This is a genomic window from Streptomyces bicolor, assembly GCF_000719285.1.
GTDB lineage: Bacteria > Actinomycetota > Actinomycetes > Streptomycetales > Streptomycetaceae > Streptomyces > Streptomyces bicolor.
In genome coordinates this window covers 1-22,697 of the sequence record NZ_JOFS01000021.1, presented here as the reverse complement: position 1 = coordinate 22,697, position 22,697 = coordinate 1, and the positions used below count along the sequence as shown (strand labels likewise).

At 69.1% G+C, this 22,697-nt stretch carries 24 protein-coding genes; 15 read left to right on the top strand and 9 right to left on the bottom strand.

What is annotated here, in order from left to right; genetic code table 11:
- Window positions 1–42: 42 nt before the first annotated feature.
- The 3 genes from IF78_RS0126790 to IF78_RS0126780 form a co-directional block, all read right to left on the bottom strand.
- Window positions 43–900 carry an enoyl-CoA hydratase/isomerase family protein gene (locus IF78_RS0126790; protein ID WP_051828211.1) on the bottom strand — a complete coding sequence of 286 codons (858 nt, stop codon included), beginning with the start codon at window positions 898–900 and terminating at the stop codon, window positions 43–45.
- A gap of 16 nt (window positions 901–916) precedes the next feature.
- Window positions 917–3,142 (bottom strand): acetate--CoA ligase family protein, encoded by a 2,226-nt coding sequence (locus IF78_RS0126785; protein ID WP_031478769.1) that lies wholly within the window; start codon window positions 3,140–3,142, stop codon window positions 917–919.
- Window positions 3,143–3,298: 156 nt separating this feature from the next.
- Entirely contained in the window at window positions 3,299–4,786 is a 1,488-nt protein-coding gene (locus IF78_RS0126780) for a flavin monoamine oxidase family protein (protein WP_031478768.1), read from the bottom strand.
- 360 nt (window positions 4,787–5,146) lie between these two features.
- Between IF78_RS0126780 and IF78_RS0126775 the strand changes: the two genes are divergently transcribed.
- From IF78_RS0126775 to IF78_RS0126765, 3 genes are all read left to right on the top strand, one after another.
- Entirely contained in the window at window positions 5,147–5,491 is a 345-nt protein-coding gene (locus IF78_RS0126775) for a hypothetical protein (RefSeq protein WP_234439761.1), read from the top strand.
- A gap of 99 nt (window positions 5,492–5,590) precedes the next feature.
- Window positions 5,591–6,289: an ABC transporter ATP-binding protein gene (locus tag IF78_RS0126770; RefSeq protein WP_037641338.1), complete on the top strand. Its 699-nt coding sequence runs from the start codon at window positions 5,591–5,593 to the stop codon at window positions 6,287–6,289.
- Window positions 6,286–8,472, top strand: a complete 2,187-nt coding sequence (locus IF78_RS0126765) for a hypothetical protein (RefSeq protein ID WP_051828202.1) — start codon at window positions 6,286–6,288, stop codon at window positions 8,470–8,472. The genes IF78_RS0126770 and IF78_RS0126765 overlap by 4 nt, the downstream gene beginning before the upstream one ends.
- Before the next feature lie 88 nt (window positions 8,473–8,560).
- On the opposite strand, the gene IF78_RS0126760 is transcribed toward IF78_RS0126765, so the two are convergent.
- Both IF78_RS0126760 and IF78_RS0126755 read right to left on the bottom strand, forming a co-directional pair.
- Window positions 8,561–9,145, bottom strand: a complete 585-nt coding sequence (locus IF78_RS0126760) for a Uma2 family endonuclease (protein ID WP_051828200.1) — start codon at window positions 9,143–9,145, stop codon at window positions 8,561–8,563.
- Window positions 9,146–9,246: 101 nt separating this feature from the next.
- Window positions 9,247–9,705 (bottom strand): ATP-binding protein, encoded by a 459-nt coding sequence (locus tag IF78_RS0126755; RefSeq protein ID WP_031478763.1) that lies wholly within the window; start codon window positions 9,703–9,705, stop codon window positions 9,247–9,249.
- Between the two features lie 252 nt (window positions 9,706–9,957).
- On the opposite strand from IF78_RS0126755, the gene IF78_RS0126750 reads away from it, so the two are divergent.
- From IF78_RS0126750 to IF78_RS0126740, 3 genes are all read left to right on the top strand, one after another.
- Window positions 9,958–10,839, top strand: coding sequence for a helix-turn-helix domain-containing protein (locus IF78_RS0126750; protein WP_031478762.1), 882 nt, complete (start codon window positions 9,958–9,960; stop codon window positions 10,837–10,839).
- A gap of 10 nt (window positions 10,840–10,849) precedes the next feature.
- Window positions 10,850–11,047 (top strand): DUF397 domain-containing protein, encoded by a 198-nt coding sequence (locus IF78_RS0126745; protein WP_031478761.1) that lies wholly within the window; start codon window positions 10,850–10,852, stop codon window positions 11,045–11,047.
- Between the two features lie 109 nt (window positions 11,048–11,156).
- A complete protein-coding gene (locus IF78_RS0126740) occupies window positions 11,157–11,480 on the top strand; it encodes a hypothetical protein (RefSeq protein WP_078662595.1) in 324 nt (107 codons plus the stop codon).
- Here IF78_RS0126740 and IF78_RS0126735 read toward each other — a convergent pair.
- Window positions 11,467–13,071 (bottom strand): MFS transporter, encoded by a 1,605-nt coding sequence (locus IF78_RS0126735; RefSeq protein ID WP_051828198.1) that lies wholly within the window; start codon window positions 13,069–13,071, stop codon window positions 11,467–11,469. The genes IF78_RS0126740 and IF78_RS0126735 overlap by 14 nt on opposite strands.
- A 66-nt stretch (window positions 13,072–13,137) precedes the next feature.
- Between IF78_RS0126735 and IF78_RS0126730 the strand changes: the two genes are divergently transcribed.
- On the top strand, window positions 13,138–13,566 hold the full coding sequence (locus tag IF78_RS0126730) for a MerR family transcriptional regulator (protein WP_031478758.1): 429 nt from the start codon (window positions 13,138–13,140) through the stop codon (window positions 13,564–13,566).
- A gap of 16 nt (window positions 13,567–13,582) precedes the next feature.
- Here IF78_RS0126730 and IF78_RS0126725 read toward each other — a convergent pair whose 3' ends face one another.
- A complete protein-coding gene (locus IF78_RS0126725; protein WP_031478757.1) occupies window positions 13,583–14,767 on the bottom strand; it encodes a flavin-containing monooxygenase in 1,185 nt (394 codons plus the stop codon).
- 699 nt (window positions 14,768–15,466) lie between these two features.
- Between IF78_RS0126725 and IF78_RS0126720 the strand changes: the two genes are divergently transcribed.
- From IF78_RS0126720 to IF78_RS0126685, 8 genes are all read left to right on the top strand, one after another.
- On the top strand, window positions 15,467–15,895 hold the full coding sequence (locus tag IF78_RS0126720; RefSeq protein WP_031478756.1) for a hypothetical protein: 429 nt from the start codon (window positions 15,467–15,469) through the stop codon (window positions 15,893–15,895).
- A 59-nt stretch (window positions 15,896–15,954) separates the two neighbouring features.
- The gene (locus IF78_RS0126715; RefSeq protein WP_031478755.1) at window positions 15,955–17,238 is read left to right on the top strand and encodes a DUF7224 domain-containing protein; all 1,284 of its coding nucleotides are present in this window, start codon (window positions 15,955–15,957) and stop codon (window positions 17,236–17,238) included.
- Window positions 17,239–17,240: 2 nt separating this feature from the next.
- Entirely contained in the window at window positions 17,241–17,828 is a 588-nt protein-coding gene (locus IF78_RS0126710) for a hypothetical protein (RefSeq protein WP_031478754.1), read from the top strand.
- A complete protein-coding gene (locus IF78_RS0126705) occupies window positions 17,825–18,574 on the top strand; it encodes an ATP-binding cassette domain-containing protein (RefSeq protein ID WP_031478753.1) in 750 nt (249 codons plus the stop codon). Before IF78_RS0126710 ends, IF78_RS0126705 begins: the two co-directional genes overlap by 4 nt.
- Before the next feature lie 137 nt (window positions 18,575–18,711).
- A complete protein-coding gene (locus IF78_RS0126700; protein ID WP_031478752.1) occupies window positions 18,712–19,161 on the top strand; it encodes a hypothetical protein in 450 nt (149 codons plus the stop codon).
- The gene (locus IF78_RS0126695) at window positions 19,158–19,583 is read left to right on the top strand and encodes a Zn-ribbon domain-containing OB-fold protein (RefSeq protein ID WP_031478751.1); all 426 of its coding nucleotides are present in this window, start codon (window positions 19,158–19,160) and stop codon (window positions 19,581–19,583) included. Before IF78_RS0126700 ends, IF78_RS0126695 begins: the two co-directional genes overlap by 4 nt.
- 24 nt (window positions 19,584–19,607) lie before the next feature.
- Window positions 19,608–20,237, top strand: a complete 630-nt coding sequence (locus tag IF78_RS0126690; protein ID WP_031478750.1) for a GNAT family N-acetyltransferase — start codon at window positions 19,608–19,610, stop codon at window positions 20,235–20,237.
- Window positions 20,238–20,386: 149 nt separating this feature from the next.
- On the top strand, window positions 20,387–21,259 hold the full coding sequence (locus IF78_RS0126685) for a GNAT family N-acetyltransferase (protein WP_031478749.1): 873 nt from the start codon (window positions 20,387–20,389) through the stop codon (window positions 21,257–21,259).
- A gap of 18 nt (window positions 21,260–21,277) precedes the next feature.
- Here IF78_RS0126685 and IF78_RS0126680 read toward each other — a convergent pair whose 3' ends face one another.
- Window positions 21,278–21,958: a pyridoxine/pyridoxamine 5'-phosphate oxidase gene (locus IF78_RS0126680; RefSeq protein ID WP_031478748.1), complete on the bottom strand. Its 681-nt coding sequence runs from the start codon at window positions 21,956–21,958 to the stop codon at window positions 21,278–21,280.
- Between the two features lie 27 nt (window positions 21,959–21,985).
- Complete coding sequence (locus IF78_RS0126675; protein WP_031478747.1) at window positions 21,986–22,411, bottom strand: pyridoxamine 5'-phosphate oxidase family protein; 426 nt, start codon at window positions 22,409–22,411, stop codon at window positions 21,986–21,988.
- Between the last annotated feature and the right edge of the window lie 286 nt (window positions 22,412–22,697).

The following is a 22,697-nucleotide window of genomic DNA, read 5'->3' as shown; positions in this document are numbered from 1 at the left end:
GTGCGGGCGTGCGCCGCCCCTGCTACTCGGCGCCCCTCGCGCTCACCGCCCCTGGTACTCGGCGCCCCTGCGCTCCACGAAACTCGCCACGCCTTCCCGCGCGTCCTCCGTCGTCATGTTGATCTCCTGCGCGGCCGCCTCCGCCGCGAAGGCGGTGGTGCGGTCGGTGTCGAGGGAGGCGTTGACGAGCTGCTTGGTGAGGGCGAGGGCGCGGGTAGGGCCGGTGGCGAGACGCTCGGCCCACTCGCGGGCCGTCTTTTCCAACTCCCCGTCCGGGAGGACGCGGTTGACGAGGCTCAGCCGCTCGGCGTCCGCGGCGGTGAGCGCGTCGCCGAAGAACATCAGCTCCTTCGCCCGCTGGGGGCCGACGAGTCGGGGGAGGAGATAGGCGCCGCCGCCGTCGGGGACCAGGCCGCGTCGGACGAACACCTCGATGAACCTCGCCGATTCGGCGGCGAGTACGAGGTCGCAGGCGAAGGCGAGGTGCGCGCCGAGCCCTGCCGCGGTGCCGTTCACCGCCGCTATCACCGGCTTCTCGCAGTCGAGGACGGCCGCGATCAGCCGCTGGGCGCCGAGGCGGATCGTGCGGGCGACGTCGCCGGGGACGCGCTCACCGGCCGCCGAACCGCCCCGCAGGTCCGCGCCCGCGCAGAAACCACGGCCCGTTCCGGTCAGCACGACGGCCCGTACGGCGGGGTCCGCGGAGGCGTCGGCAAGCAGTTGGATGATGCGTTCTCGCAGGTCAGGGGTGATGGCGTTGAGGGCCTCGGGGCGGTTCAGGGTGATGCGGCAGACCTGGTTGTCAGTGGTGTGCTGTACCAATGACTCAGAGTGAGTTTCCGGCTCGACGGGCTTTTCCGTCTGGTTGGCCTTTGCTGTCCCACGGGGGGAATCAGGCATGTTCGCCATCGTCATCTCAGCTGCACACCACCAGCGCGTCCAGCGCCACCGCGCCCTGCCCTCTGGGCAGCACCATCAGCGGGTTGATGTCGAGTTCCGCGAGGTCGTCCTCCAGTTCCAGGGCCATGCGCTGCACACGCAGGACGACTTCGACGAGCGCGTCGAGATCCGCCGGCGGACGCCCCCTGACCCCGTCGAGCAGGGCCCGCCCACGCAGTTCGGCGAGCATGTCCCGCGCCTGCTCCTCCCCGAAGGGCGGCACGCGTACGGCGCTGTCGCCCAGCACCTCCACGAGCACCCCGCCGAGCCCGACGGTCACGGTCGGTCCGAACAACTCGTCGTGCGTGGCGCCGACGACCATCTCGACGCCCCGTTCGATCATCTGGCAGACGAGGACGCCGTCAAGAGAGATGTCCTCGTAGCGCGCGATGTCGGTCAACTCCCGGTAGGCGTCGCGGACCTGGCTGGCGGAGGTCAGCCCGATCTTGACCAGGCCGAGCTCGGTCTTGTGGGCGATCCGCGCGCCGGACGCCTTCATGACCACGGGGTAGCCGACCAGTCCCGCGGCCCGTACGGCCGCCGCCGCGCTGGTCACCAACTGCTCGCGCGGGACGCGGATGCCGTACGCCCGCAGCAGCTGCTTCGCCGCGTGCTCGCTCAGCTGCTGGCCCGGGCGCATCAGTGGCTGCGCCTTGCGGAAGGAAGGGGACGGGGTGCGGGGCGCGTGGTCGAAGGGGGAGCGGTATCCGGTGACGAAGCGATGGTGGTCGAGGTAGGCGCGGACCGCGGTGATGCAGTTCGCCACCGTGCGGAAGGTGGCCACCCGCGAGGAGCCGAGCAGGACGTCGCGGTACGCCGGCTCGGTGCCGACCGGCGACCCCCACACCACGCAGACCAGCTTGTCCGTCCGCTCGGCCGCGTCCACCAGATCCTCGACGAGTTTGTCGCTGAGGGGCGGGAAAGGCCCGGTGACCGGGCAGATCAGCACGCCCACGGCGGGGTCGTCGAGGATGGCGTCGATGATCTTCCGGCCCCGGTGGTCGCCGACCGGGTGCCCGCCGTTGTCGACGGGGTTGGCCACGCTCAGGTACTCGGGTATCCACTGGTGCAGCTCGGCCTGCTTGGCCCCGGACAGCACCGGCAGGGCGAGCCCCGCCTCGGTGGCCAGGTCGGCGAAGTGCGCGCCCGTGCCGCCCGAGATCGAATAGACGACGACGCCGTCGGCCCGGGGCGGCCGAGCTCGGGCCAACAGGGCGGCAGTGTCCTGGAGTTCGTCGAGGCCGTCGATCCGGATCACCCCGTATTGCCGCATCGCCGCGTCCACCACCGCGTCCGCGCCGGTCAGCTTGCCGGTGTGTGAGGCGGCCGTGCGGGCGCCGGTCTCGGTGCGGCCCACCTTGACGGCGACGACCGGCACTCCGCGGCGGGCCGCGCGGTCGGCGGCGAGCAGGAAGGAACGGCCGTCCTTGAGGCCCTCCACGTAGCAGGCGATGGCGCCGACCTCGGGCCGCTCGGCGAAGTAGGAGATGAAGTCGGCCGTCTCCAGGTCGGCCTCGTTGCCGGTGGGCGCCCAGTGGGAGAGCCGGATGCCGAGCTCCTGGAGGGCGAAGACGGGACGGCCCTGGTGGCCGGACTGGGTGATCAGGGCGATCGCGGGACCGTCCAGGTCGTCGCGGAACCGCTCGAAGGCGTTGAGGTTGGTGTTGGGGCCCAGCAGCCGCATCCCGGACCGCTCGACGGCGGCGGTGAGCCGGTCCTGCGCGGCGGCGCCCGCCTCGCCGGTCTCGGCGAACCCGGAGGCGAAGACGACCGCGAACTTCACCTTGGCCTCGGCCAGTTGCTCGATCACCGGAAGGGGGTCGGCGACCAGCAGTACGGCGAGATCGACCTGCTCGGGCAGGTCGGCGACGGAGGGAGAGCATGGGATGCCGAAGACGGACGGGCGGCTCGGGTGCACGGGATGGAGCCGCGCGCCGACCCGCTCGGACCAGGCGATCAGCTGGCGGGTGACGCCGGTGTTCGGCCGTCCCTCGGCGTCCGAGGCGCCGATCACGGCGACCGACTCCGGTCGGAAGAAGCGGTCCAGATCGGGCACGTCGGAGTACAGCGGACGGCCGCTGACGTCGAGATCGTCGACCTCGGCCGGCCGGCCGTGGACGGCGGGCCCGGGCTGTTCGCCGCATGCGATGACCCGGGCCCGGCGGGAGTCGGTGGTGAGGGTGCCGTGGGTTGATCCAAGCATCGGTCCGCCCGCTCCTGTGTGACAGCGATTAACTGACGCAGTGTCAGATTAAAGGAACTGACGCCAAGCCAGGAACGGCTGTGCACGCAAAGTTGGGCGGGACCGCACGCGTGGGTACGACGGATCCTGTGTAGGGAGGTCGCCACCGCCGCCCGCTCACAGCACTGCCAGCACCTCCTTCGCCACCCGCTCGCCCGACCGCACGGCCCCGTCCATGAAGCCCATCCAGTAAGTGGAGGTCTCCGTCCCGGCCCAGTGGATGCCGCCGACGGGCTCGCGCAGGGCGGGGCCGTACTGGGTCAGGACGCCGGGGGCGGCGATGGAGACGGGGCCGCCGCGGGTGTAGGCCTCGTTGTTCCAGCGTTGCAGGACGAAGGAGGAAGGGGAGGCGGCTTTCTCGCCGAAGTACGTCGCGTAGTCCTTCAGCACGGCGGCCCTGACCTCCGCCTCGCTCGCCGCGTCCAGCTTCCGCGCCTCGTCGGCCTCGATGAAACCCATCAGGGCGCCGTAGGAGGCGTCGGGCGGGGAGTTGTCGAAGGTGGAGCTGATCACGCCGGTGTCGCTGACGACCTGGCCGTTGAGGCCGTCGGCGCGCCAGAAGGGGGTGTCGTAGATCGCGATCGCCTTGCCGACCGAGGCCATCGGAAGGCGCTGGGTGAGCTGGTCGCGGGCGGCGGGGAGGAGCGGGTCGTAGCTGATGCGGGCGGCGAGCGGCGGGGGTACGGCGACGACGACCTTCTTGGCGTTGACGGTGATGCCGTCGGCGGTCACCACGTACTTTCCGCCGGACTTGGCGATCGTGCGCACCGGGGCGCTCAGCACCACCCGGTCGCCGAGCGCGGCGGCGAGTTTGATCGGCACCAGTTGGGAGCCGCCGACGAAGCGGAGCTCCTGGGCGCCGTTCGCGGTCTCGGTGAGGCGTTCCAGGGTGCCGGGGTTGGACGCGTCGCCGGCGGCGGCGATGTAGAAGAGGACGAACAGGAAGGAGAGTTCGCGGGGTTCGGCAGAGAAGATCGACGTGCAGGCCACGTCGAAGAGGAACTTGGCGGACGGGATGACGGCGTTGGCACGCAGCCAGGTCTCGAAGGTCTGCCGGTCCCATTCGTCGGCCTTGGCGGCGGTCCAGGGCACGTCGACCGGGATCTGCTTGGCCAGGTCGTCGAGCGTGGCCTGCACGATCGCGGCGTTGGCGAGCCCGGCCGCGTCGATGGGCGGGACCGCGCCGAGGATGCCGTCGGTGGCGTACGGGGTTTTCTTGCCGTCCTTGTAGAGGAGGTTGTTGCCCGCGTTGTAGGTGGTGAAGGTCTCCACGCCGAGGGAGTCGGCGAGGGCCTTGATGCGCTGCTGAGTGGGGCCGATGAACTCGCCGCCGCCCTCGGTGATGCCGCCGTTGGTGAGGTTGAGGCCCACCACTCGTCCGCCGACTCGGTCGCGAGCCTCCAGTACGACGACCGACTTGCCGGCGGCGACGAGGTCGCGGGCCGCGGTGAGACCGGCGAGGCCGGCGCCGACGATGGCGACGTCGACGTCGCGGGTGGTCGCCGCGGATGCCGTTCCGGTGGCGGTGGTGGCGGTGAGTGTTACGGCACCGGCGGCTGCGCCGCCCAGGAGTGAGCGCCGGGAGAGCTGTCTTTCGCGTGCCACGTGCGTCCTCCGTCGTAGCGAGAGGGAGTGGAGCCAGAAAGTTGAGCAGCGTTCACATTCTGGCGCGGTGCGGGGGTGCCGTACAGCTCTTGGGTAACATCTGACTCGCAAGTAACGAGTGGTGCACGCAAGGGAGTTAGAGGTCGGCCTCTCCCCGCGCCTCCTGCCGCTCCCCCGCGGGTCCCACGGCTCGGTGGTGAATGCGGCGAGTCGGGTCCGGAACCCAAGGTTCCACTGGGTGACAACTTTCACACTGAGAGTAATTCCCTTGTGAAGGAATCTTGACCGAACCATGATCATCAATTGCACCAGGCGGCACATCAGCCGCACAGGTCACTTCAAACAGGGGAGGGATCAACTATGCGCAGAGTCAAGGCGATTGCCGGCATAGCACTGATCATCGGTATAGGGGTGCCGACCAGCACCGCGATGGCGCTTGACGCCAAGGGCGGCGGTGTGACCGCGACCAGCCCGTGGAACGGCGACAGCGGCCTTATCTCCGTCTACGACGGCAGCGACGACGGGGACCCGGGCAAGGCCGAGTACTACCGCCAGGCCAGCCCCGGCGAACTGCGCACGCTGTGGAACCACAGCGGCTTCAAGACCCGCGTGATCTCGGGTGACGGCTCGAAGGTCATCAAGTTCAAGGCGTGCGACGACAACGACTGGGACAGTGACGACTGCTCCGGGTGGAAGGCTCCGTAAGCGGAGTCACCACTTGAGTACCCGTCGGGTAAGCCGTTCCATGGCTTGCCCGACGGGCCGTTTCATCTCCGCTCGCCTACTTCAAGATACGGACGTGCTGTGACCCACACCCCTCCGCTGGGCGGTGGTCTCCAGATCAAGGGCCTGACCTATCAGGTCGGAGACCGTGTTCTCCTCAACAACGTCGACCTCACTGTGGACCCGGGGAAGTCGGTGGCCGTTACCGGGCCCAGTGGATCGGGCAAGTCCACACTTCTCATGTGCGTGCTCGGGCTGATCAAACCGGCCTCTGGCACGATCACGGCAGGGGGGCATCGCCTGACGGGACTCCTGCCCGGCTCTCTGACCAAGGCCCGCCGCAAACACCTCGGCATGGTCTTCCAGTTCGGCGAGCTGCTGCCCGAACTGACACCAGTGGAGAACGTGGCTCTGCCCATGCTCCTCGACGGCGCCGACCATCATCGTGCCTATGAGTCAGCCACACGGCTCCTGGAAGAACTCGAAGTGCCCCATGGCAGTACCCCAACGGGCATGCTCTCCGGAGGAGAACGCCAGCGCACGGCCGTGGCCCGGGCGCTCATCGCGCAGCCGTCCGTGCTGCTGGCGGATGAGCCCACCGGTGCGCTGGACCCGAAAGCACGTGAGAACGTGGCGGACCAGTTGTTCCGGATCTGTCGCGAGCGGGACTGCGCGCTGTTGGTAGTCACTCACGATCCCGCGGTCGCCGATCGCGCGGACGACGAGTTCCAGCTCCAGGAGAGCGCGCTCATCCCTGTTCAGCGGGGGACGCACGCGTGACCGACCAGCACTCACCACGCCTCCGCCGCCCTGGACGGCTCTGGGTCCAGCTTCTGCGGATCGGGCGTGCCGCAGGACGCACCACGCCCGGCACGCGACTGCGCCTGTGGGCCCTGATGACGGCCTCTGCCGCTATCGCACTGACCGCCCTGGCCATGGTGACCACCAGCGCGACCTTCGACGGCCGCACGCAGCGCGATACGGTGCGAGGCCCTCTTCTGGCCGGCGACGCGCACGAGGCCACAGCCTTGTGGAAAGAGGCCATCGACTCGTTCGGCGCGTCACCGCACAGCATCATCTACGTCGAGCCTCTCGCGACCGACACGCCTCCGCCACCGGGCCTCTCGCGCTGGCCTCGGCCGGGCGAGGTCTTCTTGTCCCCGGAACTCGCCGAAGCGGCAAAAGACAACAACAGCCTCGAAAGATACGGCCGTTACGCCGGAACAATCGACAAGCAGGGGCTCAGGTCGCCGTCTGAACGAATCGCCTACGCCCGCCCCGCCCACCCGCCGGCCAACCCCACGGCGGCGTCTTGGCAGTACATCACGGGCTTCGGTCAGCTCTTCCCGATGAACCAGGACATCTATCCCCACACCAAGGCGGAGACTGTCGGGGTCATCGCAGTCCTGATGGCCGTACCGGGCTTGGCTCTGTTGGTCGTGGCCACCCGGGTCGGATCAGCCACCCGAGACCGCCGAAGCCACCTCGTCAACGCCCTGGGAGCCTCCTGGGCGCACCGAGCGGTGATGAACGTAGGGGAAGCCTTCACCCCGGCTGCCGTAGGGACACTCCTGGCTCTCATCCCAGCCGCCGTCCTGCTGGCAACCGACGTACGGCTGCCCTTCACGGGCTATATCGTCAACGCCGATGACCTGCGCCATGCATGGCCGCAGCTGATCGCGGCGCTCGTTGCCTCCCTCGTCCTGACACTCCTGCTGGTCGTGGTGCTTCACCGGGTTCAACGCACGAAGACGGCGACACGACCCAGCACTTCCTCCTCACACGTGCCCAAATGGCGCTTGGTTTTGTGCGGCATCGGTGTCCTGGCAATCGCCTGCAGTCAGTACGCCCCCAAGGGTCCGGATGTTGTGGTCTTCCTGGCCGGAACCGTTCTGATGTGGGCCACGCTGCCGTCAGCCGTCGCCATGCTCAGCGTCGCCAACGGGAAACGCATCGCCGCAAGCGGCTATCGCAAGGGGAACCCGGGGCGCCTCATCGCCGGCCGCTGGACAGCGGCTCATCCAGGAGTGCTTGTCCGCCTCTCCGTGGTCTTCATCATCGGTATCGGTCTCATCAGCCATCTGCAGGTCTGGAACAGCCGGTTGGGAGACAGCGCCGCCGCTGCCAAGCAGCTGACCCAGCGAGTGGGAGACACCCTCCTCACCGTCTCCAGCAGCAACCTCACCCCCCGCGCCACTGAGCACCTGGCACGCACCCTTCCGGACAGGACGCACCTCCTGGCCACCACCGCCCATCCCGAAGGTGACCACCCCCACATCGACCTGGCCGGCGCCTGCCACGACCTCAAGGCACTGCGCCTGCCCTGCCCGACAACCGCCAAGCCCATCACCACACAAGACCCACGGCTGAAAGAACTGGCCGCCCCCTACCAGGGCAACCTCACCGTCCAAGCCGTTGACGGCGCACTACCGACGGGCCGTGCCCGCCAGTCGCTGATCGTGGCCGCCGACGAGCCCGGGCACCGAGCGGAGATCGAGAAGGCCGCCTATGCCGTACTCCCCGGGATCAACGTGGAAACGCCCGGCGAATCCTGGGTGATAGGCGCCCAAGAGAAGAATCGACTCAACTACTGGCTCTACCTCTTCGGCGGCACAGGCCTGGGCCTGCTGCTGGTGACAGGCCTGATCAGCGCAGCGGCCGAGTTCGTACGCATCAGACGAGGACTGGCACCGCTGAGCGTCCTCACCGGCAACACCCGAATCTTCCGCACCATCGCCACGTGGTATCTGACCGTGCCGTTGCTCATCGCTACCTGCATCGCCACATTCATCACCAACTGGCACTCATTGTTCTTCGTCATCTCCCTGCGAGAAGGCAAGTTCTCCTGGCCGGTCCTGGCCACAGCAGCCACCGGCTTCTCACTCGCCGCTGTGACGATCGGGCTCCTCGCGGCGCACTCGGCACGCCGCGCCGCACCATCCTGGCGACCCGAAGCAGACTGAGAAGACATCTGGATGCGTCACCGGGAGGGAGGGCGCGGGTCGCCCGCCGTCGGAGGCGATGTCCTCTGATCCTCGACGCCGTGGGCGCTCAGCCCCGCCTTGGGCCGGTGATCGCCTCGCCGATCAGGAAACCCTTGGCGGGGCCTTCGGGGATGGTGACATCGGTGCCGTAGGGGACGCGGTGGATGTCCTCCCAGTCGGCCTTGTCGGGGCGGGGGCCGGTGAAGAGGGTGACGGAGCCCTGGCCGTCGTAGTCGTCGATGAGGACGTAGACGGGGATGCCGGCGCGGGCGTATTCGCGGCGCTTGCGGACGCGGTCGCGGTCCTGGTCGGCCCTGGCGGGGGAGCCAACTTCGACCACGAGGTGGACTGCGGAGGCGTCAACGCCGAGTTCGTCTTCATACGTCTCCAGGTCCTCCGGGGCTACGAGGACATCCGGTGTCCAGCCCTTGCGCCCGAAGATGACCTCCATGGCCTGGTACGTCGCGTACTCACCGCCATCGAGGAACCGCTGCAGTGCAGCGCGCACGCGATTGACGACCCGGGCGTGGGGCAGTCGGCCGATGGCCCACACTTCGATGGCTCCCTCGACGGTCTCTGCGCGGTAGCCCTCGGGAAGCTCCAAGGTCTTCCACGCCTGCCATACGGCTTCGTCCAGGCCGGGCGCGGTCAAGGGGCACCTCCTTCTCACGGTCGGCTGGGTGTGCTCGGGGCACGAGCAATGCGATCACGGTAGGTGCCGCATGGCGGCTGACCAGGGAAGGTGCCCCTGGTTCATCCGTTGGAGCGAAGCCCGAGCGGTCCCCTGCCTGCGCCCAGCTCGAACCACACCCCCTTCGCATACCGCCCCGGCCTCTCATCGGCGACGCCCCACACGTCCGCCATCTCCGCGACCAGCGCGAGCCCTCGGCCCCAGCACGCGACCACCCCTGCCGCGGGGTGCGTCACGACGGGTGGATCGGGGCTCTCGTCAAAGACGCTGACCTTGAAGCGGGTCGGGGTGAGCCGGATGCGGAGCATGGCGGTGCCCTTGGTGTGCAGGTGGACGTTGGTGACGAGCTCCGAGGTGCACAGGGCGGCGGGCATGACGAGGTTCTCCCGGTCGTGGGTGAAGAGGACGGCTCTGACGAAGTCCCGGCAGAGGCGGGGTGCGGTGGCGTCGCCCGGGGCGAAGCGGCTGTATTCGTGGGTGGGTTGGGTGGGGCGGTGGGATGCATGGCGGGATGAGTCCATGGGGACGGCTCCTGTCGAGTGAGGGTTCCCATTGCCCGGCGATGGCGTCGCCCGCGCGCGCCTGGGTGGAGGGGCGGGTGCTCTGTCGGCTTATGGGCAGGGCAAGTTGGATGGCTCCACAGTGTTACGTGATCCGCACTCAAGGTAGCCATGAAGGGTTCTCGCGAGCAACCTGCTCGCCGGACTTGGTGGACTAACTCCTGTTGTCGGGGCAGACTTGGCAGACTTTGGTCTCATCGCCAAGGAGAACTCGTGGGACTGCGCACTACTATCACCGAACGGCAGCGGCGGCTCGGCTTCGAACTCAAACAACTGCGCGAACATGGTGGGTTGACCACCAGTGAAGCCGCCGAGCGGATCGGCATGACGCGCGGCCAGTTGGGGCACATCGAGGCCGGCCGGACCTCGGTCCTCACTGAGCGGCTATTCGATCTGTGTCACGTCTACGGTTGCTCGGAGGAGCCCTTTATTGAGGCGCTGGTCGCCATGTCCGAGGCCAGCGGCAAAGGCTGGTGGAGCGCCTACAGGAAGCAGCTGGGGCCTGACGCCCTGAATCTGGCCGAACTCGAATCAGAGGCCGTGGCCATCAGGACGCACGAGACCCTCCTCATCCCGGGCCTCTTCCAGACTGCCGACTACACGCGCTCCATCTTCACCAGCCCCGATCTGGGCTTCGCGAACATCGAAGAAGGCCTGCGGTTCCGCATGGAACGGCAGCACATTCTCAGGCACGACAACCCGCCGTCCGTGCATGCCGTCATCCATGAGTCCGCGCTGCACATGAGGTTCGGTGACACCAAAGTCGTACGCGAGCAGTTGCTGCACCTGATCGAGCTGGCGCGCCTACCGAACGTGACCATTCAGATCTATCCGTTCAGCGCTCAGGCGCATGCCGCTCTCACTGGCAACTTCGCACATGTCATCCCCTCCAACCGGAGGTTGGGAACCGTGGTGGTCGAACAGCTCCTGGGCTCACACTACTTGGTGCGGCCACGCCAGCTTGAGGAGTACGACTCCCTGTTCGACCGCATCGCGGAGAAGGCTCTCGCTCCCATCGACGTATCGTTGGCCCCTGAAGCACACTCGGTGAAGGACTCGCTGGCCCTTGTCCAGCATCTGCTCTACACCCTCTGAGGAGGCCCGGATGCCCGAACTGCACTGGCAGAAGTCGTCGTACAGTGGCGGCCCGGAAGGCAACTGCCTCTACCTCGCCTCTACCGCCGACGGAACGATCCGCCTCCGCGAAAGCGACACCCCCGACGTCATCCTGGCCACCGCCCCCGAAGGCCTCGCCGCGCTCCTCCAGACCCTCAAGTCCGGAGGGCCGACCGCTGTCGGATGAGCCGGCCGAACACCTCCGCTTCGCGGCTTACCTGAGCGAGCTGGAGCAGGTCGCCGACGTCGACGAGGCCGAGCTGGTCGGCGCCGTTCTCGCCGATCCGGACCAGGTGATGGCGCGGTCCGCCGTTCTCCGGCACCTGGACCGCCGGGCCGCCGACCTCCACCTCGGCCCGGCCTACGAACCGTGGGCACAGTCCATGGGCCGGGCCGCCACCCCCCATCCCTTCCTGGTACGCCGCCTGCAGGAATGGACCCTTTTCCGCGCCATCGCACTGCGGCAGTCCTGGTGCCCCGACGCCCTGCTCGCGTCGTCCGACTGGCTCCAGCGCAAAGCGTCCACCGGGTCGAACGCTGACGTTCTCGAACTCCTCGCCGAGCGCGGTCGCACCAAGCGGATTCGCAACACCGCCAGGACCGGCCTCAAGAACCAGTGATCGCTGTGGTGGTTTCGATGTCCGTGTCCCTGGCGCCGCTCGGCTCTGTGGTGGCGTGGTCGGGGCGGGTTCGCGGCAGCAGCCATACGGCCAGTAGGGCCAGGGTGGCGACGAGCAGGGCGCTGATGGCGCTGACGGTGTTCAGGCCGTGGGTGAAGGCGGCTCGGGCGGGGTCGAGCAAGAGGTCGTGCAGTCGGCTGGGGAGGCCGTCCACCGCGGCCATGGCGTTGGGCAGGCTTTCACGGGCGGACTCGGCCTGCCGCGCCGGGACCTCGCTGGGGAAGGTTCCGGTCATCCGGTCGCGGTAGACGGCGGTGCCCACCGTGCCGAGGACCGCGACGCCCACGGCGACGCCGAACTCGGTGCTCGTCTCGGACATCGCGGCGGCCGAGCCCGCCTTCTCGGGTGGGGCCGCCCCGACGATCAGGTCGGTGCCAAGGACCAACATGGGGCTGATGCCCAGGTAGACGATGACGAAGCCGGTCACGAGAACAGGCAGCCCCGAGACGCTGTCGACCTGGGTGAGTACCAGGTAGCCGACCGCCGAGATCGCCAGCGAGGCCCCGATGACGTGCGCGGCGGGCACCTTGCGGGCGAGCGCCGGAGTGAGGGCGGACGCCAGGATGAGCGCACCGGCGGCGGGCAGCAGCCAGAGCCCCGCCTTGAAGGGCGAGAGTCCCTCGACCAGTTGTGTGTACTGGGTGATGAACAGGTAGACCCCGCCCAAGGCGGCGATGCTGAGCAACTGGATTGCCAGGGCGGCGCTGAACGAACGGTTCCTGAACAGCGTGACGTCGAGCAGAGGACTGGCCAGCCCGGGCTGCCGGTGTACGAACAGCACTCCGAGGACGAGACCCCCGGTCAGGGCGGACAGAGGCAGCACCGCGACGCCGTCCTTGGCCAGCTCCTTGATGCCGTAGATGAGCGGCAGGACGGCGGCGAGGGACAGTACGACGCTGGTCGGGTCCAGTCGACCGGCCCGGGTGTCGCGGTACTCTGGAAGCAGCACCGGGGCGGTCACCAGCAGCAGGACCATCACCGGCACACCCAGCAGGAAGACCGAGCCCCACCAGAACGCCTGGAGCAGCAGTCCGCCCAGTACGGGCCCCAGCGCCACACCGGCCGAGAAGCAGGTCACCCAGACACCGATGGCCGTGCCACGCTGCCTCGGGTCACGGAACATGTTGGTGATCAGCGCGAGGGTGGACGGCATCAGGGTCGCCCCCGCAATCCCGAGGAGCGCGCGAGCAGCGATCAGCATCTCGGGGCTGGTGGAGTAGGCGGCGAGCGCCGAAGCGACGCCGAACGCGGCCGCCCCGATCATCAGGAGTTTTCTGCGGCCGATCCGGTCGCCCAGCGTGCCCATGGTGACCAGGAAGCCGGCGATCATGAAGCCGTAGATGTCGGCTATCCAGAGCAGTTCGCTGCTGCCTGGCTGGAGGGCCACGCTCAGGTGCGGGACGGCCAGGTACAGCACGGTGACGTCCATGGCGAGCAGCAGGGTGGGGAGCGCGAGCACGGCTAACCCGAGCCATTCTCGGGGTCCGGCCGACTGTCGGGGATGGGTCGTGTGGGGCGTTTCCGTTGACATGCCGCGTAAGCTAAACCCTCACGTCGATGTCAGAGTCAACTCGCTTTTCGGGGAGCTTGTCATCACATGCGTATCGGGGCGTTGTCGCAGCGGACCGGAGTCAGCGAACGGGCACTGCGGTACTACGAGGAGCAGGGGCTGCTGAGTCCGCTGCGACGGCCGAGCGGGTACCGCGAGTACACCGACGAGCATGTCCACACGGTGCGCAGCATCCGCACGCTGCTCGCCGCCGGACTGGGCACCGCGACCATCGCCGACGTGCTTCCCTGCATGGTCGAGGAGGGCGGGCAACTCGCGGCCGCCTGCCCGGACCTGCTGGTGGACCTGGCCAGGGAGCGGGACCGGATCACCGCCGCCATGAACGAACTACGCGCCGCGCGCGAGATGTTGGACGCGATCATCGCCGCGCCCGTCCCTCCGGAGGCGGCCGGGACACTGGACTGCGACGAGGCGGTCGGCACCGCGTTCGGCGCACCGCCGGTCCCGTCGCCCTGAGTCGCCGGCCCCTCAGTCACGGCAGACGCGAAACCCGGCCGTCGCCGCTCCGGGCAATGGCCTTCGCGATCTTCTGCGCGTCGATCGCCATCTCCCGGAGGTTGCCGCTGATCGGGTTGGTGAAGCCGGTGAAGTACAGGCCGGGTGCGGTGGGCGGGGTGCGGGCGCCCTGGGCGACCGGCTTGCCGCGGGTGTCGAGCACGCCGAGGTGGCCGACGAGGTTCTCCAGGGCGCGGACGTATCCGGTGGCGGCGATGACGGTGTCCGGCGTGAGGCGGGTGCCGTCGGCGAGGGTGACCTTGCCCTCCTCGAACCCCTCCACGGCGGCCACGATCTCGACCCGGCCCTTGCGCACGGCGTCGATGAGGCCGACGTCGAGGACGGGGATGGACCCTTCCTTGACCCGGCTGTAGAGGCCGGTGTCGGGGCGGGGCAGTCCGTGGTCCGACAGGTCCGGCACGCTGAGCTTGGCCACGGGGCGCGCGAGCCGGTCGACGAGGCCGACCGGCAGTCGCCGTACGAGGATGCTCGTGAACTGGGCGGCCCACCCGGCGGTGGAGCGCCGCACGATGTGCGGGACCGTGCGCACCGCCAGCCGCACCCGCGAGGCCCCGCCCTCCACCAGGTCCACGGCGATCTCGGCACCGGTGTTGCCGACGCCGACGACCAGGACGTCCCGGCCGGCGTAGGGGGCGGCGTTGCGGTACTCGCCCGCGTGGAGGAACTCGCCGGTGTAGTCGGCTCGGCCGGGCCAGTCCGGGACGCGCGGGGTGTGGTTGTGGCCGGTGGCCACGACGACCGCGGCGCCGGTCAGTTCACGGCCGCCGGTGGCGCGCAGCAGCCAGCCGGAGCCGTCGGGCGCGGGCTCGACCCGGGAGACCTCTACGCCGGTGACGATCTCCAGGTCGTGGTGCTCGGCGTACTTCTCCAGGTAGCGCACGACGTCGTCCCGGGACACCCAGCGTCCGAAGCGGCGCGGCATCGGCAGCCCGGGCAGGGCCGACAGCCGCCGGGTGGTGTGCAGATGGAGGCGGTCGTAGTGACGCCGCCAGGAGGCGCCGACCCGGTCCGACTTCTCCAGCACGACGGCCCGTATGCCCTGGGCGCGCAGGGCGTACGCGACGGAGAGACCGCCGGGGCCGCCGCCGATGACGTAGACGGGGCGGTCCGCGGGAGACGGGGACGCTGTGGAGTCGGCCATGGTCGGGAGCGTAATCACGCAGTCGGTTGATGGGTCTCGGTCAAGCCCGGAATTGGTTGCGGATCGATTACGGGTGTGGAGGAGTGGCCGGGGTCTGTGGCGCAGGTCTCCTTGCAGTGGGGGTGAGGTGGACATGGTGCGAGTCCGGATATGGCACGCCTTGACTCAACCGCTCGGCGCAGAGGAGCGCCGAGGTGTGAAGGGCTCCGCCGGCCTTGACGGTGAGGCTGCCGGCGGCAACTGGAGGCGGGGCCGGGACAGTTCGCGGATGCCGCTGCTTACGGAACGGCGGGATTGCCGATTGGGTCGACTCTTTCCGGAGGTGTAAAGAAGGTCGGGCAGGAGAACTCTGTTCGATCGGTCCGCTCTTTTGGGGGTTGAGCCGAGCTCATTTTCCTGGCGATTTCGCGCGACAACGGGAACAGGTTCCGCCTCGATGAATTCGGCGCGTTCGGCTCGTTCGGCCCGTTCAGCCTTTTCTTCCGCCCTGCACGACGATGGCCCGGGCGTCGGCCGATGGCCGCCCGCAGACGCGGGGTCTGGCTCCTGCGTCGCAGGTCAGGAGTCGGGTGGGGTAGGCGAAGTGCCCTGTTTGATCACGGCTGGCGGACGGCAGGGGCGATGCTATAGTCACCCAGCCTTTCGGTCTCCAGTTCGAGGGGGGCCTCGACGATCGGAAGCGCAAGGAGGGGATTTCCTTTGTCGGGAAGACGTCTGCGTAACTTCGGTGTTGTCGCGGGGGCGGCCGCCGCACTCACGATTGCCACCACTTCTGTTGCCTGGGCCAACTGGAGCAAGTCTCCTTTCGGTCTGGTCCAGGGGACCACTTCCCAGCAGTGGGTGGACGAGCAGTACAACGAGTTCCACTTCACCGGGTGCGACCAGGCGGGAACTACGAACAGCGTCGATGTGGCGCTGTGGCAGCAGATAGACTGGGGCTCTGACGTAAAGCACGACACGTCGACGCTCACGAACTGCTTCAAGGGTTCTGGATACACGAGCACGGCGACCCAGTCGGGACTGCCTTACGACAGCTACTACCTCGAAATCACCAAGCTCGGTACGGGGTGCGCGGCGTGCACGGGTGCCGCTGACAAGGTCAGCGTGGACACGACCCTGGCTGACTGATCCTGCTGGGCCGCCGCACGCCGTGCGGCGGCCCCGGTTTGTCCTCCGAACGAGGGTTCATGCGCATCTCCACTGCTCTTCGCACGCATCCGGCCGTGCTCGCCTTTCCGCTGATCGGCCTTTTCTTCGCCTTCGTCTTTCTGACGAGCACTCGGAACATCGAGCGGCTCATCGCCGTGCCGTGGCCCGCACAGGTCGCGTCGTACGCCGTGCACGCACCGGTGCCGATGGCCGCCGCGGCTGTGGCGGGGCTGGCCGCGGTGGAGGCGACGCGACTGCGAGCCCTCGGCACGTGGGAGTTGGGGGCCGCGCGCCCCACCTGGCGCATCACGGTCCAGCCCATCCTCATCGCCGTGCTCTCCCTGTCGGTCCTCACCGCGGGCGTGACGGCCGGTGGACTGTGGATGGTCGGAGTCCTTCCCGATCTGTATGTGCTGCACCTGATGGCGATCGTCGTCGTCCTCCTCACCGCGCACGCCGTCATCGGGTTCGTCCTGGGGCGCCGATTCCACGCGCTGTACGCCGCGCCGGCCGTGGCCGTAGCGGTGTTCCTCGGGATCAGTTTCCCGCTGGGGACCGACAGTTACTGGGCGCACCACGTCACCGGGTCCATCGCCTGGCTGGGATTCGGTGAGGCGTACTCGCCGGCCATGACGGTGGCCGCACTCCTGCCGACGGTCTGTCTGGCCATCGCCTGTGTCCTCCTGGCGGGCCCTCGGCGTATCCGCGTCCCCGCCGTCGCCGCATCCCTGGTGATCGCGGTCAGCGGACTGGTCGGCGCCTACGGCATCACCAAGGACTGGCACTCGATCGCCCCCGCGGCCAAGGGCTTCGCTCCCATCACCTGCGAGGGGAACGAGCCCGAGGTCTGCCTTCCGTCGGCCGGTGCCGAGCACATCGGCGAGATTCGGGCCGAACTCGCCGCAATGACGGAGGAATTGCAGGCCAGGGGCGTCATTGTCGAGAAGCCCACCCGCATCACCGACGTCACGGTGGCCGATGGTCGGCAGCTCGACACCAGGGGGGAACACTGGGCCCTCGACCTCGTGCCCGGCAACGCGGACAAGGTGCTCCGGGAGAACTTCGCCATCGCTGTGGTCGGAATTCCCTGCGCGAAACCGGACTGGAACGCTCTGCACTACAACACCCTCTGGGCCGCCCGGACGATCGGTGTGGAGAGCGAGTACCTTGCCTGGCTGTCCCGTGAGACCCAGCACTTCGGTCAAGGGCAGAGCCGGGAACAGCTCCTCACTGAGATGAACAGGGTGAGCAGGCTTCCCGTGCGGGAGCAGAAGGCGTGGTACGCCGATCAGCTGCGCCAGGCCTGTGGGGCAGGTCGCTGACCATGATCTGGTGGCTGCGCCAGCGGGGAGCCCTGGGCCTGCTGCCCGGTGCTCTGGCGGCTTTCGTCCTGAGCGTCGGACTCACCCTCGACGTGGTCGTCGTCTTCCCCGCGTTCGTGGGGGATTTCGCGGTACCGACAGAGCTGAGCAACTTCCTCTGCCTCATCCCCTCCGTCGCCTTGGTCGTCTGCCTCGAACGACGGCTTCCCTCCGTGGAACGGTCCGCCGTGCGCAGGCTCGACGCGAGGGACGTGACGCTGGTCGCCGGTTTCGCCCTGCTCGTGTCCGTGGCGGCCATGGCGATGTCCCCGCTCGGTCCGGAAGCGATGGTGACGGCGGCGCGCAACAACCTGCTCTTCTGCGGACTCGCCGTGGGTGCCTGGCCGCTGCTGGGGCACCGGGCGACGCTGCTCCCGGTCTTCTGGATGATTCACTCCATGTTCCTCGGTGGCCGGAGTCTCAACGATCCCTATCCCTGGGTGATCGTCACGGAGAAGGCCGACGTCGCACATGCCGCCGTAGGCGCCGCCGCTGTCTTTCTGGCCGGAGTTTGCTCCCTCATCTTTTTCGCACCAAGGACCGACCGATGACTCTGCTGCTCGACCGTGTGACCTTTGGCTACCACCGCTGGATTCGCCCTGTCCTGACCCGCTTCACCTACGAGGTCCCCGAGCAGGGCCTGACGATCCTGCTCGGCCCCAACGGGGCGGGCAAGTCCACGACGATGGCTCTGCTCGCCGGCACGGTCGAGCCGAGGGCGGGCAGAGTTCTGTTCCGCGGCACGGACCTCACCTCCGCCAGCCGTGAATACCGCCGCCACGTGGCCTGGCTGCCACAACGGGTTCCCACCTCAAGGCAGTTGACCGCCCGCGAGTATGTGGCATACGTCGCCTGGCTGAAGGGTGAGGACCGCTCCCGTGCCTGGGAGCGCGCCGGAGCATCCCTTGACCAGGTCGGCCTCGCCGAAGAGGCCGGCCGGAAGACGGCAAGGCTGTCCGGGGGGCAACTGCGCCGCGTCGGAATCGCCTGCGCTCTCGCCCACGACGCGCGCGTGATCCTGCTGGACGAGCCCACGGCCGGGCTCGACCCGCACCAGCGCACGGTCTTCCGTGACGTGCTGCGGGAGGTCTCGGCGAAGACGCCGGTGCTCATGTCGACGCACGACATCGCCGACCTGGCCGACGAAGCCGACACCGTCACCCTCATGAACGGCGGCAAGGTCCTCCACCACGGCGGAACCGAGAGCTTCCTGGACCACGCACGCCCCGACGCCGCACCGGCGCGCCGTGCCGAGTCGGCGTACTCCGTCCTCATGGGGCTGGACGGCTCGGAGTGACCTCGCGGCACGCACATCGCGGCACTACTTCGCCGCACCAGGAACGGCACGACGCCGAGCCCTGACTTCGGCTCCCTCGGTGTCGCTGACGCACAGGCGATTGTCAGGCTCCGCAGACCTGACGTACCGTCAGATCCATGGACGCGATCTGGCTCACAGGTGCGGAATGGCTGGCCGTGCTCCGCATAGGCCTCGGGCTGTGGTGGCTGGAGAGCTGGCGGCACAAGGACAAGAAGAGCTGGTTCGAGGGCGCCGGGATCGCCTGGGCGGCGGACGTGGCGGGCAAGCACCGCTGGAACGCCGTGCGGTCCGGCTTCGAGGTCGTCGTAGCGCCTCGGCCGCGCACCATGGCGTACGTCGTCCTGTACGCGGAACTGGCCCTCGGGCTCGGCCTGATCCTCGGGTTCCTGACCCCGGTCGCCCTCGTCGGCGGGCTGCTGCTCAACGGCCTCTACTTCGCCCTGATGATCCACGACTGGGCCGAGCAGGGGCAGAACTCGATGATGGCGCTGATCTCGCTGGTCGCGCTGTTCGGGATGTCGTGGCAGTCGTGGTCGGTGGACAGCGCGCTGGGGCTGTTCGGATGAGCGGGCGGCGATCCGACGTCGATCAGCGGTACGACATCCCGGAGGCCGACGCCTTCACGCGTACGTACTGGGACGCGGCGGCGAACGGGCGGCTGCTCATCCGCCGGTGCCGCGCCTGCGGCCGCGCCCACCACTACCCCCGGGAGTTCTGCCCCCACTGCTGGAGCGAGGACGTGACGTGGGAGCCCGCGAGCGGCCGGGCCACCCTCTACACCTGGTCCGTCGTGCACCGTAACGACCTGCCACCCTTCGGGGCGCGGACGCCGTACGTCGCCGCGGTCGTCGATCTGGCGGAGGGGCCGCGGATGATGACCGAGGTCGTGGAGTGCGCGGACGCCGGGCGGCTGAGGGCAGGGATGGAGCTGGAGGTGGCCTTCCGGGACGGGGTGCCGGTGTTCCGGCCCGAACCGCTGACGGGTTGATCGTCAGGCCGTTTCAATGACCCCATGACCCATCCCGACGACGGACACCTCGCCCACCGCGTCCCCGCCCCTGCCGACCACCCGTTCCCCGACCTGCACGGCCACGGCCTCCACCTGCGCCCCTGGGACCCGGACTCCGAGGCCGACGTCGACGCGTGGTTCCGGGGGCGCACCGACCCCGAGTTCCGGCGCTGGAACACCCCGCTGAAGATCACCACGGACCTCGACAGCGCCCGGGACTCACTGAGCGACACGGCGTGGAACACGGCGGAGGGCGTGGCGGCGTCGTACTGCGTCACTGACGCGGCGACCGGCGCACCCCTCGGACACATCGGCGTCAACCTCATCAACCCGGTGATGAAGTCTGCCCGCGTCGGCTACTGGGTTCTTCCCGAGGTCCGCGGCCGTCGCGTGGCCACGCACGCGCTCTCCCTCGTCGCCCGCTGGGCCCTCACCGAGTCGGGCCTGGGCCTGCACCGTCTCGAACTCGATCACGCCGTAGGCCACGATTCCTCCTGCCATATCGCCGAGCGCTGCGGTTTCCGCTACGAGGGGACCCTGCGCGGCGCGATGTGGGAAGCGGGGCGGCATGACGCCTACCGGGACATGCATCTGCACGCGCGACTCGCACAGGATCCGGACGTCGGCGTGTAGGCTGAAGGACGCGGACGTCAACGTGTGGGCCCGCCGGGCCGTGAACCCGGAGCCCCTCAACCCCCGCCTGGGAGTGGGCTGTTGTGTCGGCTTCGTGTCCGCGGCGGAAAAGGGTGCACATCCTCCGCCCGGGCGCGGGATCATGAGGTATGCGCCCGGACGACTGGTACTGCACCCAGGATCTCACCGGCTTTCTCGCCCACGCCGGAGGCTTCCTGCGCTCACGCCCCGATCTGCACACCGTCGCCCTGACGGTGACCGAGACGCTGCGCACGAGCGGGCTGCGAGCATACGGCGACGAGGCACCCGTGTTCGGAGTGCTGGAGGTGGGCGGGCAGGTGCGAGCGGCCTACTTCCGCACCCCGCCGTTCCGGTTGAACGTCACGCCCCTGACCCCCGACGAGGCCGAGTCCCTCGCCGCCCACCTGGTAGCCCTTGGCCACTCGGTCCCCGGCGTCATCGCGGCCCACGAGACCGCCGAGGCCTTCACCGCCGCCTGGCGCCGGCACACGGGCGGCCGCGGCGCCGTCGTCCAGCGCCAACGCCTGTACCGGCTGGGGAACCTGACCGTTCCGCAGCCCGTTCCGGCGGGCCGGGCGCGGATCGCGGGCAAGGAGGACCGGGAGCAACTGGTGCTCTGGTACCGCGAGTTCGTCGACGCCGTCGGTGATCACGCCGCCCGTGACGCCACCGGTTGGGCCGACTCCCGGATCTCCTACGGCGGCGTCACCTTCTGGGAGGGCGAGGACGGCACCCCCCTCTCCATGGCCGGCGTGACCCCGGTGGTCGCCGGCCAGGTCCGGGTCGCCCCCGTCTACACCCCGGCCCACCTGCGCGGACGCGGCTACGCCGGCGCGGTCACCGCCCAGGTCAGCCGGGCCGTGCTCGCCTCCGGGGTGCGTGAGGTGCTGCTCTTCACGGACCTGGCGAACCGGACGAGCAACAGCCTCTATCAGCGGATCGGGTATCGGCCGGTCGCGGACTTCACGGCGTACGACTTCCGTGGGAGTCGGGGTTTCTAGGGTCAGGACCTCAAGGCCTCAGGGCCAGAGCAGCTCCTTGGCCCAACCCTCGTCCTCGCGCCGGTAGTTGAGGCGTACGTGCCGTCGCGCGGCGTCACCCTGGAAGAACTCCACCTCGTCGGGGCGCAGGCGGTAGAGGGTCCAGGACGGGACCGGGGTGTCCGGCTCACGCTGGGCCCGGTCCCAGGCCGCCTGCGACTCCCGCGCCAACTCGGCCAAGGAGGAGAGGACCTCGCTCTGCCGCCCGGTCAGCGCCGCCGCCAGCGCGCCGGTCGAGCGGGCGTGCAGGTCGGCCTGCGACTCGGTGGACGGGGCCGCGGTGACCGGGCCGCGGACGCGCACCTGGCGGCCCCGCACCGGCCAGTAGAAGCCGAGGGCCGCGTACGGGCGGGCGGTGAGCTGGCGGCCCTTGCGGCTGCCGACATGGGTCGCGAAGGACCAGCCGGACGCGTCGGCGCCGTGCAGCATCACGGTCCGTACGTCCGGCATACCCTCCTCGTCGGCCGTGGCGAGGGACATGGTGTGGGGCTCCACCTGCCCCGCCGCGACCGCCTCCGCGAACCAGGCCGTGAAGAGGGCGAGTGGGTCCGCGGGTGCGGTGGCCGGGTCGAAGGCGGGCAGCTCGGTGACCGCCGGGTCCCACACCCGCAGCGACCTCAGTGTCTGATGAATATCCAGCTCGTGATGATCCGTTCCCATGCCCCGATTGTCACGTGCGGGCCCGGCTCAGACCTGGCCGAGGTCGGAGGACACCCACCGTTCGGGCCGCATCCGGACGACGACCTGCTCGCCGTGGTTCTTCGAGGCGAAGTCGACATAGCCGTCGACCTTCTCGGCGGGGAGATAGCGGGCCGAGATCTCCCGGAGCTGGTCGAGGGTGGCGGGGGTCGTCTCGATGACCGGCCCCTCGACCGAGGCGTACCGGATGGTGGGCTCGAGCCGGTCGATCATCAGGGAGAACCGGCCCGCCGCCTGGATCAGCTGGTTCTTGCGGGAATCCAGCCCGGTCATGATCCATACGTCGCCGCCGGGCTCGTACTGGTACCAGATCGGCACGGTCAGCGGAGCACGTCCCGCACCCGCGTCGACCGCCAGCGCGGCGACATGCGGCTCGGCCAGAAACTGTTCACGCTCGTCCCGGGTCAGGGCCATTTGCAGTCTCCTCCAGGGCTTGGGCCATCGGCCGCGCGCCCGGATGAGCAACGACGACCCATGGACTTCCGATCAGCACAACGCGTGATCCGGGAGTGCGTGTTCCCGGCCGGCACCCCGGAGGCGGGAGTGCCGTCGGCCCCGGCGCCCGCCCGCTGAACCCCCTCACCCCCGTCCCAGCACCACCGTCCCCGACGAGCAGAACCACCCCCCGGTCCCCGAAGCCACCCCCAACCGCGGCAGCTCCCCGGCCCGCCCCCGCGCCCACACCTGGCGCTCCCCGCCC

Bases quoted from the DNA above. Each gene is read 5' to 3' on its own strand.
- IF78_RS0126675 (WP_031478747.1), bottom strand. From the start codon at position 22,411: ATGGCCCTGACCCGGGACGAGCGTGAACAGTTTCTGGCCGAGCCGCAT.
- IF78_RS0126715 (WP_031478755.1), top strand. From the start codon at position 15,955: ATGCGCATCTCCACTGCTCTTCGCACGCATCCGGCCGTGCTCGCCTTT.
- IF78_RS0126735 (WP_051828198.1), bottom strand. From the start codon at position 13,071: ATGTCAACGGAAACGCCCCACACGACCCATCCCCGACAGTCGGCCGGA.
- IF78_RS0126775 (WP_234439761.1), top strand. From the start codon at position 5,147: ATGCGCAGAGTCAAGGCGATTGCCGGCATAGCACTGATCATCGGTATA.
- IF78_RS0126755 (WP_031478763.1), bottom strand. From the start codon at position 9,705: ATGGACTCATCCCGCCATGCATCCCACCGCCCCACCCAACCCACCCAC.
- IF78_RS0126705 (WP_031478753.1), top strand. From the start codon at position 17,825: ATGACTCTGCTGCTCGACCGTGTGACCTTTGGCTACCACCGCTGGATT.
- IF78_RS0126745 (WP_031478761.1), top strand. From the start codon at position 10,850: ATGCCCGAACTGCACTGGCAGAAGTCGTCGTACAGTGGCGGCCCGGAA.
- IF78_RS0126790 (WP_051828211.1), bottom strand. From the start codon at position 900: ATGCCTGATTCCCCCCGTGGGACAGCAAAGGCCAACCAGACGGAAAAG.
- IF78_RS0126685 (WP_031478749.1), top strand. From the start codon at position 20,387: ATGCGCCCGGACGACTGGTACTGCACCCAGGATCTCACCGGCTTTCTC.
- IF78_RS0126695 (WP_031478751.1), top strand. From the start codon at position 19,158: ATGAGCGGGCGGCGATCCGACGTCGATCAGCGGTACGACATCCCGGAG.
- IF78_RS0126740 (WP_078662595.1), top strand. From the start codon at position 11,157: ATGGCGCGGTCCGCCGTTCTCCGGCACCTGGACCGCCGGGCCGCCGAC.
- IF78_RS0126730 (WP_031478758.1), top strand. From the start codon at position 13,138: ATGCGTATCGGGGCGTTGTCGCAGCGGACCGGAGTCAGCGAACGGGCA.
- IF78_RS0126690 (WP_031478750.1), top strand. From the start codon at position 19,608: ATGACCCATCCCGACGACGGACACCTCGCCCACCGCGTCCCCGCCCCT.
- IF78_RS0126725 (WP_031478757.1), bottom strand. From the start codon at position 14,767: ATGGCCGACTCCACAGCGTCCCCGTCTCCCGCGGACCGCCCCGTCTAC.
- IF78_RS0126710 (WP_031478754.1), top strand. From the start codon at position 17,241: ATGATCTGGTGGCTGCGCCAGCGGGGAGCCCTGGGCCTGCTGCCCGGT.
- IF78_RS0126700 (WP_031478752.1), top strand. From the start codon at position 18,712: ATGGACGCGATCTGGCTCACAGGTGCGGAATGGCTGGCCGTGCTCCGC.
- IF78_RS0126680 (WP_031478748.1), bottom strand. From the start codon at position 21,958: ATGGGAACGGATCATCACGAGCTGGATATTCATCAGACACTGAGGTCG.
- IF78_RS0126785 (WP_031478769.1), bottom strand. From the start codon at position 3,142: ATGCTTGGATCAACCCACGGCACCCTCACCACCGACTCCCGCCGGGCC.